This window comes from Paenibacillus polysaccharolyticus, assembly GCF_900102085.1.
Lineage (GTDB): Bacteria > Bacillota > Bacilli > Paenibacillales > Paenibacillaceae > Paenibacillus > Paenibacillus polysaccharolyticus.
In genome coordinates this window covers 232,994-255,656 of sequence record NZ_FMVM01000006.1, presented here as the reverse complement: position 1 = coordinate 255,656, position 22,663 = coordinate 232,994, and the positions used below count along the sequence as shown (strand labels likewise).

Here is a 22,663-nt window from a genome sequence, read left to right as displayed (position 1 = left end):
TTATTATATTTTATTTAATTATAAGTGATTTAGGTGATGGAGGTGTGATAATGGAAATGGTATCTACAATAAGAGCACATATTGAGAAATATATGAGAGAACAAAATCTCAAGTTGCAGCATTTTTCCGATATTACAGGAATTAATGTTGGGACATTAAGTGCTATTCTTAAAGGTAGCAGACCAATGTCTATGAACCAACTGAATCAGATCACTTCTGCAATGGGATTAAAGAAGGGGCATTTCTATGAGAGTTATGGGGTGGAGTCCTTCATTGAATCTGCGCCCCACTGGAGACGTTTGGAACCATACCTCTACGAGTGTGCAGAACTTGGTAAGCTGGATTGTATACAACAAGTTATCACTCATGTGACGGATGATCGATCATATATTGAACAGTTATTTGAAGTAGCTGAAAGCTTTTTTGCTAGAGGACTTAAAGAAGCAGCTCTTATTTTATATGAATGTATTGCAGACAGTGAGAAATATCAACACTCGGAGCGGTTGGCCTTATGCCAGTACCGCATTTTCTTGCTTCAGAAAACACTGAATAAATTTGATAATCTTAAAGCGGCAATAAAGTTTGAACCATATATTGATAAATTGAATGAGGAAGTACAGTTGGACGCCATTAAAGATTTAGCTAACATATATGCTTCAATTAGCTTATGGGATAAGGTTCTGGAATTGGCTCAAGAACTGGAACGGAGAGTTAACTTTCAGATTAAATTTCAAAATGAAAAGCATAAAATTAAAGGCTCTATACAAAACGTAGTGCTTGAAACTAACGAATGTGTATGCTTTACCACATAAACATAGAAAACATCTGTACATTCCGTAAGATGGTTGTGCGACCAATCCAACTTGAGGGAATGACAGATGCACAATCAGTATACCGATATTTTGCTTGATTTACCAGAGGTACGCGTCGTACAAGTGCTGGAAATGGATGCACAAACCATTCATATGGAAGTCGCACCGACAGACTACACCCAACCGTGCCCGCTCTGCCTTTCGGCTTACGCGGTGATTCGTAAAGGAAGTAACCGAGTTCGTAAAATCCGCCACCGGAGTATGTGCAGTAAACGGCTGTATCTTCTGGCACCTGTGATTCGCCTGTTTTGCAACGCCTGTCAGGCCGGTTTTGTTTGGCACTATGCCTTTGTTGGACCGGGTAAACGCTACAGTTTCGCCTTTAAACAGCAAGCCATTTATACCGCTGCAGCGTCTACCGTTCAGCAAAGCGCAACGATTCATGAACTCGACTCTCCAAACCCAATACCAGCGCTGGCTTGTCGTGGAAAGTGAGCAGCTACAGGAGCGCGCATGGGGTGACGCGACAGGCACGACGAATTTGGTATTGGGGATAGATGATTTCGCGATTCGCAAAGGCCATACCTATAATACAGGCATTCATAATCTAAGGGGCGAAACTCTGCTGGATATTTTGCCTGGGCGAAAGCTGGAAGACCTTCGCGCCTATGCATGCCAGCACGCTGCTTTTAGCTCGTTACGTCCCAAAGCCGTCGTGATGGATTTAGCACCCTATTACCATACGTGGGTGAGCGAATGTTTTCCTGACGCCCTTCCGGTCGCGGATCGTTTTCATGTCCACGGCTATGTGATTGAAGCAGTGCAAACTGTACGAAAGAACATCCAGGGCACCCTTCCTTCACGAGCAAAGTCTATGCTAAAGGCAAGACAACGACTGCTGAACCCGCAGAAAGCTTCCTTATCGGACGAAAAACAGGAGAACTGAACGAAATCCTGCGATATTCATCCGTGCTCCAGCAGGTACACGCCTGGAAGGAGGCTTTCGTCGAATGGTATGAGCATTCACCCGATGTGGACGCAGCAGACATTCGTTTAGATCGTTGGTTCGAGCAAGGAGAGCAAATCCAGCATCCCGCGGTTAACACTTGCCTAAAAATGATTCGAAACTGGCGAGAAGAAATCGTGAACTACCATCGTTGTCGCTGGACAAACGCCAGGTGGAAGGCAGAAACAACCGAATGAAGGCGTTTCAACGCAGGCATTATTTTACACGTAACCGTGATCGATATGTCCAAGGGCTTCTCGTGGAATGCAACCATGCACGTTATGCTCGTTAACATGCATGGCTCGAAACCTCAAGCACTAACTTTGGTGTAGAGCCAAAATTTAAGCGTACTTTGAAGCATAAATTGAACCAGCATTTTTAATGCTGGACGATAGTAGGATGGTAGCTTAATGCTTTATAACGGTACCTAGTCTCTGTTGGTAGAAAAGACTAGGTACTTTTTGCAGATAATAAACAATAGAAAGTAAGTATTTATCTGAGATAGGGACAGGAGTCCCATTAAATTTCTCAGTTTATAGATGTATGGCATACTCCATACCATTCTGATTTGAGAATAAAATGATTCCATATAGCTGATACACTAATTTATGGACTAAAGTGGTAAATAAGCTTGCCTTCAGCATTATATGCTTTGATGCCTAAATTAAAGACAGTAAAAGGTTTATCTAGAGTAGCATACCACAGTTTCCTTTCACCTTTTTCTTTTATATGAGGAAATAACTCGATGAAATTTTGTTTATTAAGATCTGAAATAATCAATTTAGTGATTTTCGGATCATTAATCAATCCATATATGATGGAGGTGTTAGTATTGTCATTCCATTTGTGATTAGTGACATGGTAGGAAACTTCAGTATCTAGGTTTGTATTTAGAATGCTCCCTGTCTTCACTATCTGATTTCCTAAATTTGTAGCTCCCATTGCTAGAAAAGCAGTACTAATCCCTTCTGTGTCTACATCGTTATAAATAATAATCTCTTTATTTGAGCTAATTGATACTGTTTCAAGAATATTCTCAGGATAAATACTTGATTCATTTAATAGGTTTTCTTTTGAATTGCAACCTACCAAAGTGAAAATTACAAGTATAACCATTGTTATTTTTATAATGTTCATCATCAATAATCTCCTTAATTTTTATAAAGTCCTTTTTTTTCTTAAAAAGGTATGATATGGTATATTTATACCATTTCATAGGAGGTTTTTTAGAATGAAAATTCGTCGTGTACTACTCATAAGTTTGTCTTTAATTTTGCTGTTTCCATTAGCAGCTATGGCAACAGATTTGGAACCTTCGGTTTCCAAAGATGCACTTCTTTTAAAAGCAGGATACCCTCAAGAAGTTTTACAACTTAATGATATTCAAAAAGATGAAATTGTAAACTTTATAAAGTCTCATCCTGATTATACCATTTCACACTTAAAAAATCCAAATGATGATGAATATACTATTCAGTCTAACTCAAATTTGAATACTTTCCTAACTGTTGCAAGCTCGGCAGAATATCCAAACACATCTACTTCACAGTATAAGGACATACTTGTGTCTGGTGGTTTAAAAGGGAACGTTAATTCAAAATCTGTAGGTGCTGGAGCCGCGTGGTCTGGACAGTGGAACATAGTGAAAACATTTGCCTATGCTTCATGGAGAACCAAGAATTTCCTAGGTGTGGAGACAACACATACTGCAGATTCAATACTTGTTGATGCTGCCGCTCAAAAAGGTGTAACTTATTCCTATGATGGAATTCCAAGTAATGGATATTATGCAGGAACAAGTCTTCTTGTGACAATTAAAAAGCCACTATCTTCACATGGATCTTTTGATGTCGTGGGGAAACAAGCGTATACAACATCAAGTGTAAACTGGTCAGCCACAATATCATCAACTCCAGGTATCACATTTGGTCCAAGTGATAAAGTTTATCAAAGAGCTGCAATACAAAATGTGAATTATTAAGCTCTACATCCAAACTTTAAATTTTATAAAGTGTCCCTTCATTTAATTTTTAGAGGGGGCATTTTTTTATGGGTTTTATAATACTTAAATAAATTATTAAATTATTTACTTAGAATTGATGCCTTACTTATGTGTTTAAATCTCTCTTCTTCAAGTAAAGATGACCTGATGTGTATTAAATGTTTAGATTTGTACGGGGAGTATAGGAGCGAAGCCAATGAAACACAGATCAGAAGGTACTAAAATGTAGTAGAAAAGTTAAGTTTGCCGACTTTTTGATACAGCGTTGATTTATACGGAACTTCCAGACAGCAAGCTAGCCGACAAATATTAAATAAAACAAACAGCCTATCTGCTTTTGAGGTAGGCTGTTTTGTATTTTGAAAAAGGATTAGGCAGAGCGCAATGCCTTTTCTAAAGATTTGTTTTTACAGTATTATGCAAAACATATTATGTTCTAAAAAGCACCTGTAGTCATTATTAAATCTAGATAGCTTACTCATATTAAATGTTTTTCTAGAATGTCCTAGAGGGGTACATGCCATGAGAGAACTAAGTATCTTGAAAGACCAAATCGAGCAAGGTCGGCAAGAGTTGAGTCGCTTGGTAGATCAATATGGAATCCCGAATGTGAGAGTGCTTGAGCAGTCTATGGTGTTGGATGAGCTAATTAATGAATATAATCGATATTCGTTTGGAATGAACCTGAAAAAATAAATAATATGTCATTCCGCTCATCCAGCCTGAAGCTTAGATTTAAAGATCAGCTTTTTCACTGAACTTAAGGTGAGAAACAGTATAAGACACATACCTAATTTCACACCGATATCTGAGAGACGTTGAATGTTACCAGCGGCAAAAACATTGTATCCATTGGTGACGGATGAACTAAAATGATCCCCAAAGAATAGATAATATGATCCGAAAATGACCATATGAGAAACTGTATACAAGATAGAGAAGGCGAAGGGCATCAAAGAGATGTAGATATTTTTGCTGATAACAAACAAAATGAGTGTTTGAACAGCTAGGATCAGACCACCAATAAGCATGAAGCTATTGCGCCCTGAAAAATCATAAGCGCCGCTGAAAAATAAATTCTCAAAAAGCGTAAATGAATCGAGGCCACCAAACATATTTTTGAAAAGACCCAGATATGCCTGCAAGTATCCTAATCCAAATAAAATGGGAACCGACAGTAGGCACCAACGATCAGTGTTTTTGCGAGTCAGCAATAGAGCACTGCTCAAGGCACATATTGTAATGAAGGCTACAGGGAGAAGTTCGATCACTCTATTATGAACATCATAATAATGAAGAACTAATCCTGCGAACAGGGAGCTGAAATACAGGATTAAGCTCATGATTATAAACTGTAGGATCAGTTTACTTGATAGACCATAAGTCTCTTGAGTCAATTTAGTTCTTATGCTGATCGGATCGCCAAAAGACGCTATAGCTTTGGTGGTGGCTTGTTCTTCAGTGCATCCCTCATTGATATGATGCTCTTTGGAGGAGTGTAAATGAGTAGCCATTTCTTCGGCTAAATCGCTACGCTCTCGTTTAGATAAGAATGATTTCTTAAAAACTTGGTCTAAATAGGATTGAATGTCCATTCGCCGTTCCTCCTAAGAAAATATTAATGATATGTGTATTTTGTTCCCATGAGGTTTTGATCGATTCAAGTCGAAGTTGACCATCATCTGTTATCCTGTAATATTTTCGTCTAGGGCCACCTTCTTGATCACCCCAGTAGCCTTCAATGTAAGAATTGGCTTCCAGCCTCTTTAATGCAGGATACAGCGTACCTTCCTTCAGCAGAAATGCTCCATCGGTGACTTGATTGATGTATTGAGATATCTCATACCCGTATGCATCCTTTTGACTCAGAATGGAGAGCACAATACCATCGATATATCCTTTGATCATTTCATTCTTCAACTGATACACCACCTACTATGTAATTCTATGTAGTTAAATTAACATATATTTGAAGATGGTTCAAGAAGATAGAGCAATCTTTGGGCTCTATATTGTATGAATTCATCCTTTTGATAGAAGTTGACTATATCTAATAACATTTCTTAGAGAATACTATAAAATATTTAGAAAAATATTATATAATTGGAATATATTTATCTGCGTTAACTTTCAATACAGCATGTAACAATGGATCAATTGGAGGTTGTATTTTGAAAATAACTCGTGAATACTTCCGTCTGTTTACTAAAATGATGTTAAGCAACAAAGTGGCATTCGTATGGTATCTGTTATTTCCCCTTATTGCGTTTTTCATTTTTAACTATCAGTGGTTTACCCAGGGGCCTGAGATCAATGAATTTTACATCCAAACCAGTGTGTTTGTTTCCTATATTATCTTTGTCATGTCCATCGATGTGACAACCAATCTAATCTCTTTAAGGGAGAGCGGGTTTTTCAAGATGTTCAAATTCATCTCGGGTAGTAAATATCCCATTATTTGGGGGAAGGCTCTGAATCAGATTGGTTTTCTGTTCTTGACCATTCTTCTGTTTTCGCTCGTATCGGGATTGATATTCCTGAATAGCTTTGAACAGGTTGCTTTATTTCTCGCCGTGTCTTTAACAAGCTGTGTATTGGGGTCTGTCATGGTCATTTTATTAACGCTTATCCTCATGCTTCTTCCAGTAAGGCAAGAGTCGCTGAATGCGGTGATCAGTATGAGCTTATTGGTCATGTTTTTTCTATCAGCGAAGGGACTGGCGTATTCAACAGAGTATGGTCTACTTCTGGTGTTCATCAACCCTATGGAATACGTAAGAAATCTAACATTTTTATTAGCAGAATGGTTTATGGATAGCCCGTTCCCACATTTGAGTCTGATCAACATGAGTTTTATCACACTTTGTTATGTTACCTGCGGACTTATCGCACTCAAATATGTGAAAGTCATATCGAGAACACATCGGACATAGCAGGAGGATCTATGATTAAAATTGAAGATTTGAGCTTTTCTTATCCCAAAGCCTCTCGCAAAAATCTGGATCATTTACATGTGGAGTTTCCCGAACAGACCGTTAATATGATCATTGGCAAAAATGGTTCTGGCAAAACGACATTATTTGATCTGATCGCAAATGTGATAAAACGCCCGCCAGAAATACAAGGAATTCCTGATGAGAAGGAGATCATCTACCAGCTACAGGGTCTGTTGTTTCCTCTAGCTTTGAAGGCCAAAGATCTCTTTCGTTTTTTCCTGTATTCCGATCACTCCAACCGTATTGAAGTGAATAATGAACCTTATGTAGATGAAGCTATGAGTCCAGCTGAGGTTGATTTGGTACAGCGTGTATGGAATATGGAGTTTGGGCAACTATCTGTTGGGGAGAGGCGCTATCTGTGTATTTTGGCTATCACATTAATGAAGAGGAAACTGTACATCTTCGACGAGCCACTAGCGGGAATCGATCCGGAGATGCGCTATCATATTTTGAAAAGGATCGAAAAGCTTGCACTCCATAATGAGTGCACTGTACTGGTCTCGAACCATCACTTGCAGGATATTGCAAATATCCAGTGTGTTCTGCATTTTATTCATCAAGGTAAAATAACCTTTAGCGGATCATATGAGACATTTATTAAAATGGGTGATGGGGTGAATCCTGACTTGGCGTTTCTGAATCAAATAGAAACAAAAACATAAGGATAATCTAAATCATAGTTTGATATTTTTAGTGAAATGTGGATGGATCACGATATGTGGATAAAACATAAGATCGCGTATCCATATGTTGTAGGTGGTTTGGAGTAATAGACATTTTAAAAAGTACTAAATTTATGAAACTAAGCTCTTGCAAACAATCATTTGATTTTGCAAAGGAATAAAATATGAATTTTTTGGCAATGTATCCTAAAATGATATAAAACGAGGGGGTGCATGCTATGGGTGAACCGGTGCAGATTAAAGATCGAATTGAACGGGATAGGCAAAAGTTACGTCGGTTGGCGGAGAATCATGGCATGCAGGATAACAAAGTCCTCGAGCAGTCCATGGTGTTGGATGAGCTAATCAACGAATATTATCGTTTCCAATATAAACATATGGTGAAGAGACAACCGATTGCTTAATGCAGTCGGTTTTTTGATGTGACCCAAAAGAAGTCGACTGCAAAATTGCATTCGGCTTTTTAATGTTTTCCGAAAGATAAATCACGCTCCCTCAACTTACTCCGATAACAGCCCTCCATCCACTTCCTCTTGAAATTCCGTACTAAATCCATAGCTTACAGGATCGTCGCGACATCTCTAAACTGGATATGATGACCTCAATTCACCCGGAATGGATGTATCTGTTTGCTCCAACGGGATGAACCACTTCATCGAACAACAGCGAGGGTTCATACAATGAAACGAAGGAGGTGGACAAGTGAATGGCAGAAAGGACATTGAACTTTGTTCGTTCTATTCGAGATTTCATAGGTTTCAGCTCGATTCGAAAAAGCATAAACCTGCGCTCCAAGCTGCTAGTGCTTTTTCTGGCATTGACGCTCTTGCCGCTTAGCTTGCAGGGGGTGATGAGCTACGCTCATTTTTCACAGACGCTGGATCAGAAGACGGAGCAATTCACCATTGATATGGTGCGGCAGATCAACACCAATCTGAACCGGATGCTCAAGGATTTTGAGCGGTTGTCGCTCTTGCCGCTTTATGACGAGACCGTTCTTGGCATTCTGCGGAAGTACGATGGTTCGATGGGTGCAGGGACGTGGGCGAAGTCGGATGATTATCAGAAAATGAAGCTGTATACGTCAGCTCAAGCCTATGATCGGCCAGAGATTCGAGGCATTCATCTGATCAGCAACAGCGGCATCCTGTTCTCCAATCTGGACTCCCTTGCGGTCAAACCCGTCTGGGACGGCAGCCAAGAGAAATGGTTTTCCGAACTGAGGGGCACCGAAGGCGTATGGCACTTGCTTCCTCCGCATATTCCCGGCTACTACGTAAGAGGTCAGGAAGCGGAATACATCAGCGTGGGCAGAGAGCTGCGTGATCCGGGAACGCTACAGCGGCTGGGGTACATTTTGATCGATATCCGGCTGGAGGCATTTGGACAGCTATTATCCAACCTGAATTTTGAGCAAAAGGCAAGTCTGATGATCGTGGATAGCCAGCAACGTCTTATTTTTGAAAAAACGTCAACAGACGGCTTATCCGCTTATGCTCCTTTGTTATCTCATGGAAAGCTTCAGGATTATGCAGACAACCAGAAGAAAGAGCTGGAGGGAAGATCTTATCTCCATGTAAAGCATCATTCAGGATATTCGGGGTTGTCCGTGATCAGTCTGACGCCAATTACGGTCATTCAAAAGGAGTCGGGGGAGATGCTGACCTTTACGATGGGACTTGCTCTTCTCTGTATGGCGGCTGTAGCGATCCTCGCCGTACTCGTATCGTATAGGGTCACACGTCCGCTTATTCGTCTGAAACATCATATGATTCGGGTAGAGCAGGGGGATTTCAGTCAGCGGGTTACCCAATACAGCAGTGATGAACTGGGGCAGATCAGCAGAGGATTTAACCGCATGATGGAGGAGATCCATCGTCTGTTCCATGAGGTGTATGTGCTCGAAATTCAGGAAAGGGAAGCAGAACTGTCGGCGCTACAGAGCCAGATGAACCCTCATTTTATATACAACACACTGGAGTCGATCAACATGATGGCTGTCCGCCAGAGGCATGCCGACGTATCTGCCATGGTGACAGCGCTTGGCAGGCTGCTGAGATACACCATTGATAAGGCAGATCGCATGGTGACGCTACGGGAAGAGCTGGCGTTTGTCGATTCTTATGTACGAATTCAGCAAGTGCGTTACAACGGTGAACTGGAGATTATTTATGACATGGAGGAAGAGGTTAACGACTGTCTTGTTCCCAAGCTGATCCTGCAACCGCTGGTGGAAAATGCGATCTGCCATGGGATCGAAGGACGGCTAGCAGGCGGCAGAACGGGTGGTAATAATGGCGGCATGATCTGGGTATCTGCCGTTTTATTCGATCAGGAACTGCTCATCAGTGTTCGGGACAACGGCAAAGGAATGGAACAGGAGGAGATGGATCGGTTAAATGCTTCTATCTCTGGGCAGACCGTTTCTGGACAAAACGTGTACCCAACCGCTAATCCCATTCTGCATCGTCATGCCGGGGAAAGTCTGGGGCTGCACAATATCGCTCAAAGGCTGCATCTGGTGTATGGAAAAGACAGCGGACTAACTGTTGATGGCAGCCCCGGGCAAGGGCTGGTTGTGACTTTATCCATTCACCTTCAACCGAAAGGGGATTAAAACAGATGTATAAAGTGCTACTTGTCGAAGATGAGACGGTGATCCGCCAGGGATTACGAGAGTTGATTGTACAGGCATCCCCTCATTTTCAGGTGGTGGGGGAAGCGGCAAGCGGAGCCGAGGCACTGGAGGTACTGCGCTGTGAAGTGCCGGATGTATTAATCACGGATATCCGTATGCGCGAGATGGATGGATTGACGCTGGTTTCATTAGCGAGAGAGATGTACCCTGATCTGCTGATGCTTATCATCAGCGGGTACGGGGAGTTCGAATATGCACGCAGGGCGATGGAACACGGGGTATTAAGTTATCTTTTGAAGCCAATCGAACGTCATGAACTGGTGAAATGTCTGGAAAAAATACAATCGCTGCTGGACCGTAGGTATGGTCTCTCCACACTTCCCATCCCCGAAACCTCTGGCGCAGCCAGCCCGGAACACGGGGAACCTCGCAAAATTATTCGTAGCGTGAAAGAGCACATCCACCAGCATCCCGATGGTGATCTACGGCTCCAGACGGTTGCTTCACTGGTCAATCTGAACCCGACGTATCTGAGCCAGTTGTTCAAAACCGAGACGGGTATCAACTATTCGGAATATATCGCGGAGGCACGAATGGAGCGGGCTAAGTGGCTGCTGGCCAACACCGGACTCAAAATCTATGACGTTGCCCGGTTATCCGGGTATCAGAGTCCAAAACATTTCATGTTGGTCTTTAAACAACAGATGGGGTGTACGGCAGGGGAGTATCGTGATGGGTATGGTGTGCAGCGTGGGGAGTGACAAATAGAGAGTAAAGGTAAGAGATTAGCACTAGCACAATGTCTTTTGGTTTAGAGCGTTTGAAAGAGCAAAGCATAGAAAACGTTTAGGTGAGTGCTGTATGAGGGCAGGGTTAGGAGCCACGAAAAAAACCTCTTTAAATTCCGTACCATTTCTGCAACTGACGTGATTTAGGAGCAAGCAACGCTTTCGATATACTGGGGTGGCACAGGAATACCATAACGTCCATAAGGGGGATTTCGATGAAAAAAGCAGGACTGATGCTGATTCTCGCGATTATGATCACAGCTCTAATCGGGTGTACTAGCACCAATACGGGCGGGGGTTCTAACGCCTCTGGTGGAGAGAACGACAAGGTAGAGCTGAAGTTCATGATGTGGGGTAATCAGGCACACATTGATGTGTACAACAAGCTGATCGATGGCTTTACCAAAGAGAACCCGGGCATCAAGGTAACGATGGAATCGGTACCCTTTGCCGACTATCAGCAGAAAATATCGGTGCTTGCCGCTGGGGGCTCGCTTCCTGATCTGGCCTGGGTATCGGAACGCATGATACCACAATTCAAGTCCAATCACATCCTGGCCGACGTGTCGGCGTTCAAGGATGATGCACAATTCAAGCTGGACGATTACATTCCCAGCACGCTGGATCTCTTCCGTGAGGGAGATCAACTGTTAGGCTTGCCGTTTTCCACACCGCCTGTGGTGATGTTTTATAATCAGACGCTGTTTGACAAGGCTGGGCTGACCGATCCGAATACGCTGGCTGCCAAAGGCGATTGGACGTGGGAGCAGTTCGAGGCTTCTGCCAAAGCGATAACCAGCAAGGATGCGGCGAATCGCATCTATGGGGCTAACTTTTTTCGGGACTGGAAGACCTGGGCCGTGCTTTCTTCATACTCCTGGTCTAACGGAAGCGGGCCGTTCAACGAAGATATGACAGCGTTTACCTGGAATGATGAGTACGGTGTACAGACCTTTGCCATGCTGGAGCGCATGATGTTTACCGACGAATCTCACCCGAAAGCGGGCGAGCAGGTGAGCTTTGATGCAGGCAATGTGGGCATGTTCTTCGATAACTACAGCTATGTGTCCAAAGCGAGGGAGATCAAGGATTTTGAATGGAGTATTGCACCTATGCCGTCTGGCTCGCAGGGCAGCGTACCGATGTTGGGACAAGCGGGCTATGCCATGTTTAAGGATAGCAAGCATCCGGAGGAGACGAAGAAATTGCTGAAGTATTTTGCCAGTGAACAGGGAACGCAAGCAACCGCGACGTACTTTGTGCCTGCGCGTACTTCGGTGCTGAACTCCGATGCTTTCATCCAGCAGCCGAACAACCCGAGCAAAGAGCATATCGTGCAGGCGGTCATTGATGAAATGCCGAAAGCCCGTCTGATTCCGGGACATATCCGCTGGCAGGATATTGATAACGCGGTACTGCAAGGTTTTGACCGATTATTCGCCCGTACAGCCTCGCCAGAGGATAATTTGAAACAGATGCAGACCGAAGTGCAGCGCATATTGCAGCCCTGAAGAGTTGGAGAGTGAAGGAGTGCGGGAGATGAAGCGTAAATAAGATAGAGCGTAGGGAAGACGGGAAAATGACGGAAAGAAAGATGACGGAAAAAAGTGAATGGGGCGTATGAAGAGTGAGAGAAGTGAGAGAAGTGAGGGGATGAACCAGGTGGAAGACATGAGGAAGGGTCAGCAGACGGAGCAGATGCAGCAGCGGTCGCAGAGGACGGAACAGACCAAGGGGTCACAACAGATGCAGCACTCTCAGAGTTGGCAGAACCCGGAGAACTCCCAGAACCCGCAACATTTACATCAAGTCGGTCAACTTTGGGCTAAGCAGCATGTGCAAAAGACAGGTCAACTGCAAGCTGTGCTGGATGAAAAACCGCTGTCGCTCATCGTCAGTCTGCCCGGGAATGATCTCGCACTGGCTCGGGCGGCATGGGAGGAAGGGGCGGATGCTCTGAAGGTACACTTTAATGTGGGCCATCGCGCAAGTGGCAACCATTTTGGTCCGCTGGATGAATACACCGAGGTATTTCGGGCGATCCGCTCGGAGTTCGCTGGTCCGTTCGGCGTTGTGCCATCCGGGAGTATTGAAGGGACACGGAGAGAAGATGTGGAGCGCCTGGCGGATCTAGGCTTTGATTTCTACTCGATCTATGCGCATCATCTGCCTTCTTTTATGCTACAAGACCTTGGGCTGGAATCTACGTTTGCGATTAACGATGAGTATGATATGTCTCTGGTGGCATCTGCTGCACATTTCGGTTTTACTGCACTGGAAGCTTCGATCATACCCGGCAAAGAATACGGCACCCCGCTTAGCTTCGAGGACGTGCTTCGTTATCGGCAGCTGGTCTTGCAAGCCGGAGTACCGGTAATGGTTCCTTCCCAGCGCAAGCTGGTACCGGAGGATGTTCCCGTGCTTCACCATAGTGGCATCAAGGCTATAATGCTCGGGGCCATGGTTACAGGCAAAACGGAGGATGAGCTGCGTAGAGCGGTGAGTAGCTTCCGCAATGCCATAGATCGTTTGACCGGGAGGGATGGCTCGTGAGCCGATCCAACAAGCGGAGACGTGGAGGGCCGCTTGCCAGGGAAGCGCAGATTGCTGGCTGGTTGTTTATTTCACCGATGGTGCTGGGCTTTACTTTGTTGCTTCTGTTCCCGATGGGGCTTGCATTGTATATGAGCCTGACGGATTGGCCGCTGCTTGGGGATCACCATTTTATTGGACTAGAAAATTACCGGGATATTATGACGGACGCCATGTTCTGGGAGGTGCTTGGCAATACGGTTTACTTCACGGCAGGTCTGGTGCCGCTGAATATCGTGCTCGCTTTGCTGCTCGCCCTGCTCTTATCCAAAAGCATTCGAGGCATCGGCCTGTTCAGAACGGCTATTTTCGTCCCGGTGATGACGTCATTAATTGTCTGGGCCATCGTGTGGAAGCTGATGTATGCAACAGAGTCGGGACTGATCAATCAGCTATTGCTGATGATGGGCATTAAAGGCCCTGCTTGGCTATACGATCCGAACCTGGCGATGCCTGCGGTCATTGTGACGAGTGTGCTGAAAAATGTCGGTCTGAACATGGTGCTGTTCATTGCAGCACTTCAGCAGGTCCCGCGTTCCTTGTATGAAGCGGCCACACTGGATGGCGCGGGCAGAAGGGCTTCTTTTTTCAACGTCACCCTGCCTATGATCACGCCGACCGTATTTCTGACCGTCGTGATGACCGTCATTGGGTCGCTCAAAGTATTTGGACAGATCTATGTCATGACCCAAGGCGGGCCGAGCAACAGCACGAAAGTTCTGGTCTATTACATCTGGGAAAAAGCGTTCAAGCTGTTTCAGTTCGGCTATGCTTCGTCCCTTGCGTATGTGCTGTTCCTGATTGTGCTGATTCTGACGCTGCTGCAATGGCAGCTTCGAAAGAGGTGGGTGTTTGGTGAAGGCGATGCCTAGTTTGTTAGGCCGAAGGTTCGGGGCTGCGGTTGGCACATATTTGGTGCTGACGGTAGTTTCGCTGATTATGATTGTTCCGTTGATCTGGATGGTCTCGACATCCCTCAAGGAACCGCAGAGCATATTTACCTATCCACCGCAGTGGATACCGGACAGCTTGCAATTTCAGAATTATATCGATGTGTTTCGATTAATTCCGTTTCATCGTTTTTACAGGAATAGTGTGTATATCTCTGCGTTGGTGGTGCTTGGCACGGTGTTTTTTTCCTCGCTTGCGGGGTACGCCTTTGCCAAGATTCCGTTTAAGGGACGGAATGTGGTCTTTCTCATTTTGCTGAGCGCGATGATGATTCCGCATGAAGTCACAGCGATTCCGATGTTTCTGTTTATGCGGCAGCTGGGGTGGATTGATACGCATCTTCCGCTGATTTTATTGCCGATCTTTGGCGCGGGCGGCGTGTTTGGCATCTTTGTGATGCGGCAGTTCTTTATTACGGTGCCCATCGAGCTGGAGGAAGCGGCCATGATTGATGGCTGTAGCCGATTTCGGATTTATTGGCAGATTATGCTTCCGCTTGCCAAGCCGGGTATGGCGACGCTGACGATTTTTACATTTGTGACGAGCTGGAATGAGTTCTTCGATCCGTTGATTTTTATCAATTCGAGAGAGCTAATGACGCTGCCGCTGGGGTTGTCCCTGTTCACGGATGAGGTGGGCACAGCCTGGCAGTATTTAATGAGTGCGACCGTGATGGCAACGGTACCGCTATTAATCGTCTTTTTCCTGGCGCAGAGGCGTTTCATTGAGGGTGTGGCGATGACGGGATTGAAGGAGTAGTCGGGATGGAGAAGCGGGGGATGCAATGAATATGAGGGGCGAGAACATTTGTAACGGTTTGGGAAAAGTGTCGTGGTGGAGTGAGGAGACCGTGGAGCTGCTGGGAGGGAAAGGGAAAGTGTAGAAGAACTGAAAGTTAATAGAGAAGGGATGGTGAAAACAGTGAGAGCGGGGAGAAGCGCGAGAGGATAGGCAAAAGCAGACAGACAGAGGCACGATGGATCAGGCATCAGGCGATTGGAAGGGAGAGGGCACGTTTGAATGAAGTGGCGAATGTCAAAAGGGAAACGGCAGATGTTGTCGTTGTCGGAGGCGGCCCCGCGGGAATAGTGGCGGCGATTGCCGCAGGAAGGCAGGGTGCTCGCGTCGTGCTGATAGAACGCTACGGTTTCGTAGGCGGGATGTCAACGGCCGCTATGGTTTATCCGTGGATGACGTTTCATACGGAGCAGGGTGAGCAGGTCATTCGGGGGATTGCCCAGGAAATTGTGGACCGCTTGCAGGCAAGAGGCGGTTCCCCCGGGCATCTGCGTGATACGGTTGGTTTTGTGCATAGCGTGACACCGTATGATCCGGCTGTGTATCAGGTAGTTGCGGCAGAAATGTTGAAAGAGGCGGGTGTTCGGCTGTTGCTGCACAGCTTCGTAGATGGTGTTGCTACGGTGGATGACCGAGTAGAGGCAGTGCGAGTGACGAACAAATCCGGTCAGCTGGAGATTCAGGCGAACGTATTTGTCGATGCGAGCGGTGATGCGGATGTGGCTTATTTGGCTGGGGCCGCTATAGCGAAGGGGCGGGAGGGAGACAGCCAGTCTCAGCCTATGACGATGAAGTTTCGTATGCGGGGCGTTGATCTCGGGCGTGTGAAGCAGTATATGCAGGAGCATCCGGAGGATTTTTATGAGAAAACACCCTTTGACGAACTGGACACGATTCCGTTAACGGGCGTGAGCGGCTTCTATTCACACTGGAAGAGAGCGGCAGTGCCGATTCAACGCGATCAGGTGTTATTTTTTACCGGGCCTGCAGAAGATGAAGTGTTGATTAACTGTACCCGGGTGCAGGGGCTTGATGCCACCAATGCTGTGGATTTAACCGAAGCTGAACAGGAAGGACGGAAGCAGGTGCTTATGATTGCCGAATTTCTGAGGAATGATGTGCCTGGTTTCGAACGGGCTTCAATCTCGGCTGTAGCCCCACAGATCGGCATTCGTGAATCCAGACGTATTGTTGGGCGCTATGCACTGACTCAGGAAGATGTAGTTGCAGGGCGGAAGTTCGAAGATGTAGTCGCTAGAAGCGGCTATCCTATCGATATTCATGATCCCTCTGGGCAGGGCGTGACTGCGGCCTTTATTGAAGGAGATGGTGCGTATGATATTCCCTATCGTTCGCTGCTCTCGCAAAATATCAGCAACTTGCTGGCTGCCGGACGCTGTATCTCCACGACACACGAGGCTCATGCTACAACCAGACTAACTCCAAGCTGTATGGCCACGGGAGAAGCTGCGGGAACAGCTGCGGCTCTGGCGGTAAAGCTGAAACTTCCACCTGCAAAGCTTCCTGTATCACTGTTGCAAGCAGAGTTGCGTCAGAATGGTGCGGCAATTTGAGTGGAAAGGTTGGGATAAGAATGGGACGGGTGGAGAAGTTGCGAGAACGTCTTAAGTTGGTTGGAAGGGAAGGCTGGTTTCGTGAGTAACACGTCTTAGAATGTGTGGGACTGCGAACCTTTGAAGCTAATCTATTCTCCTAGAACATTAGTGAAGGCGAAATAACTCGATAAAGGGAACAAAGTTAGCGTAACCGCACAGTGGTGAAATTCTAACGATCACCAGAAGCCTTATTTGGGCAAAAAAGTAGACAAAAAAATTCTAACGATCCCCAGTGACGTTATTTTGCCAAGATTGCTCGGAATGGGGCGGAAAATGGCCTGAATCAGCAAAATAAGCTTCCTACGGATCGTTAGAATTGAAAATGCCTCAAAAATGGCTAAATAAGCTCATCTGAGATCGTTAGAATTCAAGAGCTCCAATTCCACGAAAAATGTGGAACGGGAGCTTTTGAACTCCGAACCGTTGCCACAAGCAATGGAAACAAAGCACCTGAAACAAAACAACGCTTTACCTCCCTAGTTCATGCGTGCCTCAAGCCTTCTGGCAACGATCGAGAGAGAGTAGTTGATGATGAAATAGAGTACAGCAGCGAGCAACAACGCCGGGATGATGTAATCGAAGCTTTGACCTCCAAGGATCTGCACATTGCGCATCAGCTCCGGCAGGGAGATGATGATGGCCAGTGACGTATCCTTCAATAGTGAGATGAACTGGCTGACCATGGGCGGAGACATGCGGCGCAGTGCTTGTGGCATAATGATACCGCTGAGCGTCTGCATGTAACTTAGGCCAGAGGAGCGGGCAGCTTCCACCTGACCACGTTCTACAGATTTAAGGCCGCTTCGCACGATCTCAGCGATCATGGCGCCTTCGAACAGACTCAGTCCTACAACCGTGGACCAGAAGGGTGGCATTTTAATGCCAAGCTGTGGAAGCACGATATGGATAAAAAAGATGATGAGCAGCAGCGGCAGGTTACGAATGGTATCTACGATAACCGCCACAATCTGGGAGAGGACGGGGATTCGTGTAAATCGTATGGTACCGAGCAGTGTGCCCAGCACAAAGCTGAACACAATGGATAAGCCTGCAACTTGAAGGGTCACCCAAAATCCTTGCAACAGGAAACGAAGGTTAGGCCATTCATAGGCCCCGCTAAAGTCCATACGTTTGATGCCTCCTTCGGTGAGCGATATATGTTCAATGAATCACCACATGTGACTGGATTAGAAATGCCCTACATCGTAACCTGCCCGGCAGGTTTATTTTTCTTCGGTTTTCCTTTGGGCTTGCGTGCTTCTGCATCACTCTGTCCAAATCTACGTTCCATATAATGCACCAGAAAGCTGAGCGGTAAGGTCAGTATCAGATAGAACAGAGCAACGATGGTGTAGACGCTTAGTGGCTGGAACGTATCGGAGTTCACAATGTCGGCAAAATACATCAAGTCCATGCCAGCCACAACCGCCAGGATGGATGAGTTTTTGACCAGATTAATAAATTGATTGCCAATGGAAGGCAGTACAATTTTGATGGCCTGCGGCAGGATGACCAGATTCATGGCCTGTACATAAGACAGTCCCGATGAACGTGCGGCCTCCAGTTGACCTCGAGGTACAGTTTGGATGCCTGCCCGAATCGCTTCTGCGATGAAAACGGCTGTGTATATGGTTAGTCCCAGTGTGCCCGCGACAAATCCATCCAGAGAAATACCCAGCGAAGGCAGTCCGAGATAGAAAAAAAACACAACCAGCAACAAGGGAATGTTGCGGATAAATTCAACAAAGGCCGTACCAAACCAGTTCAACGGTTTGACCGGTGAGATTCGAAAGATCGCCAGAATGGCCCCGAGTACAAAGCTGCCAATCAGAGCCATCACGCTCACTTGAATTGTATTCAGAAATCCTTCCATAAAGCGGTCGGAGTGTCTGAACAGTACGCTGAAATCCAATGTGCCCATAACAAGAGCCCCCGTTCTACAGGTGTGAAAATAAAACAACAGCGCATCTGCTGCATACGTATTTCTCGTATACGGCAGATGCTTGCAGTGTATATTGAATGTTTAGCTGATGGTAGATTTGCTCATCATCAGGTACTTGGACTATTCAGGCTTGCTACCTAGCCACTTTTCATGCAACGTGTCATACTCCCCGCTGTCCTTCAGGGCTTTCAGCATCTTGTTCACTTCTTCTACAAAAGCCGTATCGCCCTTGCGGATCGCCATGCCGTATGGCTCACTAGTGAAGTTGCCGCCAACCAGCTTGTAGTTGTTGTCCGTCTGCTGCATGCCGATGAGGATGATGTTATCGGTCGTCAGCGCCTCGCCTTTGCCTGCTTTCAGCGCTGTAAACGCATCTTGATAATTATCAAACTCCAACACGTCCGCTTTCGGTGCCTTCTCGCGGATATTCTGTGCAGACGTAGAGCCTTTCACGGCAAGCACTTTCACACCATCCAGGCTCTCCAGACCAGCGATGGCACTGTCGTTTTTCACCAGAAGGGATTGGCCTGCCTCGAAGTACACATCACTGAAATCCACTTGCTCTTTCCGCTCATCCGTGATGGTCATCGTCGCAATGATGATGTCGATATCTCCGTTTTGCAGCATCGGTATCCGTGTTTTGGACGTTACTTCTTTCAGCTCAACCTTCGTTTCATCTCCCAAAATCTGCTTGGCCAGTGCCTTGGCAATATCGATATCAAAGCCTTCCACATCTCCGCTTGCCGGGTCTTTGAGTCCAAATAACTTCGTGTCATATTTCACGCCAGCAATCAGCTTGCCGCGCTCCTTAATCCGTTCAACCGTGCCTTGTGCTTCTGCGTCGCCCCCACCGCTCGCGGAGGGTGTGTTTGTACCAGTGGAGTTACAGCCAGACAATACAAGAGATAACATGAGCACTAACATTAACGTTATAGACGGGTGTTTCATCATATTTTTCATCAATTGAAGACCCCTTTCCAATTTGGAGTGAGCATAAAGGATTGGATTAACGTCTGGGTGAAAGAACGAAGAGGTTAATGATGGATCAGGCGGCTAAGGAACTGTTGTGCTCTTTCTTCTCGGGGATTGTCAAAAAAATCTACTGCGGGAGCCTCTTCGACGATCCGGCCCTCGTCCATGAAAATGACCCGGTCTGCCACCTCACGGGCAAATCCCATCTCGTGGGTAACGACGACCATGGTCATGCCGTTGTGGGCAAGGGAGCGCATCACATCCAGAACCTCCCCGATCATCTCAGGATCAAGAGCGGACGTGGGTTCGTCAAAAAGCATAATCTTCGGTTCCATGGCGAGTCCTCTCGCAATGGCTACACGCTGCTGTTGTCCACCGGACAATTGGGATGGGTAACTGTCTGCTTTATCGGCAATGCCGACCCGCTCCAGGTATTTCATAGCGGTTGCTACGGCTTGGGCTTTGGGTTGCTTACGTACCTTGACGGGTGCAAGAGTGATGTTGTCGATGACTTTTTTGTGGGGATACAGATTGAAATGTTGAAAAACCATGCCGATGTCGCGGCGGAAGAGGTTGATGTCCACCTTTTTCTGATGCAGAGGAATGCCGCTGACAACGAGCTCACCTTCACTGATGGTCTCCAGGCGGTTAATACAACGGAGCAACGTACTTTTGCCAGAGCCTGAAGGTCCGACAATAACGACGACTTCTCCTTCTTCGATACGAAGATGAATATCCTTGAGGACATGGAAATGACCGAAATGCTTTTGCACACGTTTAAATTCAATCAAGAACACACACCCTTTCTGCAATGGAGAGTGAAAATGGGATAAAAAGGAATTATTGCAAAGTGGTTATTTAATCATACATAGACATCCTGCTGATAGCAATTGGTCTGTAATAAAACGTGACATAAGTAATGGGTTTTATAGGGCTATAGCCCAAATTTACGTTATATATATGTTATATAGTTGGTTTTCTTGTGACGAATGCTGACAGAAAAATGAATCAATACTCCTAGTTTATTTACAATGACTGGAATTGATGTGTGCTGTAAACTAAAAATAGTGTCTTGTTTTTATAGACGGGCTAACAAATATAAATAACAAATAACATCAAGTTCACTCTGTACATGGCAAAAAAGCTTAACCCGTCACTACTGTGCCGTTGATATGATGAAACGAGAGAATCGAGTAGAGAGGATGATTTCATACCATGAATATATATCGCTCCCCATTATCTGCAGGGTCAGGCAGTGCAACTGAACTTCAAGCATACGAAGTGGATTTGCCCGAGATTCCTAAAAATGATTTTCATATTACCGAGTATGGTGCCGTTGGAGACGGTATTACAGATAATACAGAGGCCTTTCGGTTAGTTATTGCGGCATGTGCAGACGCAGGTGGAGGCAGGATTATCATTCCTGCCGGGGTGTGGCTCACTGGACCGATCGTGCTGCGTAGCCGAATTGAACTGCATGTGCAAGCCGGCGCACTGGTAACCTTCAGTCAGGATTTCAACAAGTATCCTCTTATTGCATCAAGCTTCGAGGGTTGGCAGGTTGTACGTTGTCAATCTCCAATTGATGCAGACGGACTCGAAGATATTGCGATTACGGGTGAAGGCATCTGGGATGGCGGCGGTGAAGCCTGGCGTCCGGTGAAACGTTCCAAAATGACGGCTGGCCAGTGGAAGCGACTGCTTGCCTCTGGTGGTGTTGTGGAAACGTCAGAAACGACGGATGAACAGATCTGGTGGCCTTCCCAATCTGCGATGGATGGCGGTGCCATTGCCGAGAAGCTCTATCTGGAAAAAGTACGTGATCTCGCCGCGCATCAAGAGATCCGGGATTTCTTGCGGCCGAACATGGTTAGCTTGCGTCAATGCAAACGGGTTCTGCTGGAAGGGCCTACATTCCAGAACTCACCGGCCTGGAATCTGCATCCTTGGGCATGTGAACATGTGACGATTCGTAAAGTGAATGTGCGAAACCCGTGGTTCTCCCAGAATGGAGACGGGCTGGATATTGAATCATGTCGTCATGTTCTGGTAGAGCAGAGTATATTTGATGTTGGTGACGATGCAATCTGTATGAAATCAGGAAAAGATGCCGAGGGGCGTGAACTTGGGCTACCATCGGAATACGTTACGATTCGGGATTGCACGGTGTATCATGGTCATGGCGGCTTTGTGATCGGCAGTGAAATGTCCGGCGGTGTAAGGCATGTCCGGGTAACGGATTGTACGTTTATCGGCACGGATATTGGTCTGCGTTTCAAGAGCGCACGCGGACGCGGGGGGATCGTTGAGGATATTCAGATTGAGCGCATTTATATGAAGGATATCATTATGGAAGCGATTTCGTTTTCCTTTTTCTATGCCAATATGGAGGGGTCTGCCCGCGGTGGGGACCTTGCAAAAGAGATCAGCGAAGAAACGCCAGTGTTCCGTGATATTCGCATCTCGGATGTGGTCTGCGCGGGAGCCGATACGGCATTATTTGTTAGCGGTCTACCGGAGATGCCTCTGGACAGCGTAAGTATCGAACGTTATAGCGTGGAAGCTCGTACTGGCATTCAGTGTGCTCAGGCAAAACATTTACAGATTACAGGGCTTCAGGCACAGATCACCGAAGGTCCGCTGATTCATCTTCATAACTGCAAAGGCGCTACACTGGAGGACATTAAAGGTGTGGGTGCGGATGGGAAGCTATTGAAAGTCACTGGACTTGAATCTGCGGGGATCGTATGTCGGGAAACGGATGCAGATACGGAAGGACGGCAGATATCGGTAAGTCCGGAAGTACGAAATGGAGTTATCATTCGTAGATAAACGGTGTGATTTTTTCGTGGTGAGTATCTTGC

Annotated in this window: 21 protein-coding genes and 1 pseudogene; 15 read left to right on the top strand and 7 right to left on the bottom strand. The window is 46.0% G+C overall.

Translation table 11 applies throughout. The features are described 5' to 3' along the window. The first annotated feature begins 50 nt into the window (after positions 1-50). On the top strand, positions 51-812 hold the full coding sequence (locus tag BLQ13_RS10535) for a helix-turn-helix domain-containing protein (RefSeq protein WP_090918902.1): 762 nt from the start codon (positions 51-53) through the stop codon (positions 810-812). 66 nt (positions 813-878) lie between these two features. Beyond that, a pseudogene (locus BLQ13_RS29160) lies at positions 879-2,110 on the top strand (ISL3 family transposase). Positions 2,111-2,424: 314 nt separating this feature from the next. On the opposite strand, the gene BLQ13_RS10525 reads toward BLQ13_RS29160, so the two are convergent. Continuing rightward, entirely contained in the window at positions 2,425-2,958 is a 534-nt protein-coding gene (locus BLQ13_RS10525) for a hypothetical protein (protein WP_090918900.1), read from the bottom strand. A 91-nt stretch (positions 2,959-3,049) separates the two neighbouring features. Here BLQ13_RS10525 and BLQ13_RS10520 point away from each other — a divergent pair, with 91 nt between their 5' ends. Both BLQ13_RS10520 and BLQ13_RS10515 read left to right on the top strand, forming a co-directional pair. Continuing rightward, entirely contained in the window at positions 3,050-3,799 is a 750-nt protein-coding gene (locus BLQ13_RS10520; RefSeq protein WP_090918898.1) for a hypothetical protein, read from the top strand. Between the two features lie 543 nt (positions 3,800-4,342). After that, positions 4,343-4,516 (top strand): aspartyl-phosphate phosphatase Spo0E family protein, encoded by a 174-nt coding sequence (locus BLQ13_RS10515; RefSeq protein ID WP_090918896.1) that lies wholly within the window; start codon positions 4,343-4,345, stop codon positions 4,514-4,516. A gap of 17 nt (positions 4,517-4,533) precedes the next feature. Here BLQ13_RS10515 and BLQ13_RS10510 read toward each other — a convergent pair whose 3' ends face one another. Beyond that, positions 4,534-5,415 carry a permease prefix domain 1-containing protein gene (locus BLQ13_RS10510; RefSeq protein WP_090918894.1) on the bottom strand — a complete coding sequence of 294 codons (882 nt, stop codon included), beginning with the start codon at positions 5,413-5,415 and terminating at the stop codon, positions 4,534-4,536. After that, positions 5,381-5,749, bottom strand: a complete 369-nt coding sequence (locus BLQ13_RS10505) for a PadR family transcriptional regulator (protein WP_420848932.1) — start codon at positions 5,747-5,749, stop codon at positions 5,381-5,383. The genes BLQ13_RS10510 and BLQ13_RS10505 overlap by 35 nt, the downstream gene beginning before the upstream one ends. A gap of 242 nt (positions 5,750-5,991) precedes the next feature. On the opposite strand from BLQ13_RS10505, the gene BLQ13_RS10500 reads away from it, so the two are divergent. The 10 genes from BLQ13_RS10500 to BLQ13_RS10455 all read left to right on the top strand — a co-directional run bounded on the left by BLQ13_RS10500 (position 5,992) and on the right by BLQ13_RS10455 (position 16,843). Then, positions 5,992-6,753 (top strand): hypothetical protein, encoded by a 762-nt coding sequence (locus tag BLQ13_RS10500; RefSeq protein WP_090918890.1) that lies wholly within the window; start codon positions 5,992-5,994, stop codon positions 6,751-6,753. 11 nt (positions 6,754-6,764) lie between these two features. Continuing rightward, positions 6,765-7,481 (top strand): ATP-binding cassette domain-containing protein, encoded by a 717-nt coding sequence (locus BLQ13_RS10495; RefSeq protein WP_090918888.1) that lies wholly within the window; start codon positions 6,765-6,767, stop codon positions 7,479-7,481. Positions 7,482-7,720: 239 nt separating this feature from the next. Then, a complete protein-coding gene (locus BLQ13_RS10490) occupies positions 7,721-7,906 on the top strand; it encodes an aspartyl-phosphate phosphatase Spo0E family protein (RefSeq protein ID WP_090918886.1) in 186 nt (61 codons plus the stop codon). A 302-nt stretch (positions 7,907-8,208) separates the two neighbouring features. Beyond that, positions 8,209-10,119 carry a cache domain-containing sensor histidine kinase gene (locus tag BLQ13_RS10485; RefSeq protein WP_090918883.1) on the top strand — a complete coding sequence of 637 codons (1,911 nt, stop codon included), beginning with the start codon at positions 8,209-8,211 and terminating at the stop codon, positions 10,117-10,119. Between the two features lie 5 nt (positions 10,120-10,124). Beyond that, positions 10,125-10,901 (top strand): response regulator transcription factor, encoded by a 777-nt coding sequence (locus BLQ13_RS10480; RefSeq protein WP_090918881.1) that lies wholly within the window; start codon positions 10,125-10,127, stop codon positions 10,899-10,901. Positions 10,902-11,143: 242 nt separating this feature from the next. Continuing rightward, positions 11,144-12,439 carry an ABC transporter substrate-binding protein gene (locus BLQ13_RS10475; protein WP_090918879.1) on the top strand — a complete coding sequence of 432 codons (1,296 nt, stop codon included), beginning with the start codon at positions 11,144-11,146 and terminating at the stop codon, positions 12,437-12,439. A gap of 160 nt (positions 12,440-12,599) precedes the next feature. Beyond that, a complete protein-coding gene (locus BLQ13_RS10470; RefSeq protein WP_244159286.1) occupies positions 12,600-13,481 on the top strand; it encodes a beta/alpha barrel domain-containing protein in 882 nt (293 codons plus the stop codon). A 77-nt stretch (positions 13,482-13,558) separates the two neighbouring features. Further along, a complete protein-coding gene (locus tag BLQ13_RS10465; RefSeq protein WP_420848931.1) occupies positions 13,559-14,392 on the top strand; it encodes a carbohydrate ABC transporter permease in 834 nt (277 codons plus the stop codon). Then, positions 14,385-15,230, top strand: coding sequence for a carbohydrate ABC transporter permease (locus BLQ13_RS10460; protein ID WP_090919041.1), 846 nt, complete (start codon positions 14,385-14,387; stop codon positions 15,228-15,230). Before BLQ13_RS10465 ends, BLQ13_RS10460 begins: the two co-directional genes overlap by 8 nt. Before the next feature lie 257 nt (positions 15,231-15,487). Continuing rightward, positions 15,488-16,843, top strand: a complete 1,356-nt coding sequence (locus BLQ13_RS10455; RefSeq protein WP_090918875.1) for an FAD-dependent oxidoreductase — start codon at positions 15,488-15,490, stop codon at positions 16,841-16,843. 518 nt (positions 16,844-17,361) lie between these two features. Here the strand turns inward: BLQ13_RS10455 and BLQ13_RS10450 are convergent. The 4 genes from BLQ13_RS10450 to BLQ13_RS10435 all read right to left on the bottom strand — a co-directional run bounded on the left by BLQ13_RS10450 (position 17,362) and on the right by BLQ13_RS10435 (position 20,590). Continuing rightward, entirely contained in the window at positions 17,362-18,012 is a 651-nt protein-coding gene (locus BLQ13_RS10450; RefSeq protein ID WP_090918873.1) for an amino acid ABC transporter permease, read from the bottom strand. A 71-nt stretch (positions 18,013-18,083) separates the two neighbouring features. After that, positions 18,084-18,806, bottom strand: coding sequence for an amino acid ABC transporter permease (locus tag BLQ13_RS10445; protein WP_090918871.1), 723 nt, complete (start codon positions 18,804-18,806; stop codon positions 18,084-18,086). Between the two features lie 141 nt (positions 18,807-18,947). Beyond that, the gene (locus BLQ13_RS10440) at positions 18,948-19,787 is read right to left on the bottom strand and encodes a transporter substrate-binding domain-containing protein (RefSeq protein WP_090918869.1); all 840 of its coding nucleotides are present in this window, start codon (positions 19,785-19,787) and stop codon (positions 18,948-18,950) included. A gap of 74 nt (positions 19,788-19,861) precedes the next feature. Beyond that, positions 19,862-20,590, bottom strand: coding sequence for an amino acid ABC transporter ATP-binding protein (locus BLQ13_RS10435; RefSeq protein WP_090918867.1), 729 nt, complete (start codon positions 20,588-20,590; stop codon positions 19,862-19,864). Positions 20,591-21,014: 424 nt separating this feature from the next. On the opposite strand from BLQ13_RS10435, the gene BLQ13_RS10430 reads away from it, so the two are divergent. Continuing rightward, complete coding sequence (locus BLQ13_RS10430) at positions 21,015-22,631, top strand: glycoside hydrolase family 28 protein (protein WP_090918865.1); 1,617 nt, start codon at positions 21,015-21,017, stop codon at positions 22,629-22,631. Positions 22,632-22,663: the final 32 nt, after the last annotated feature.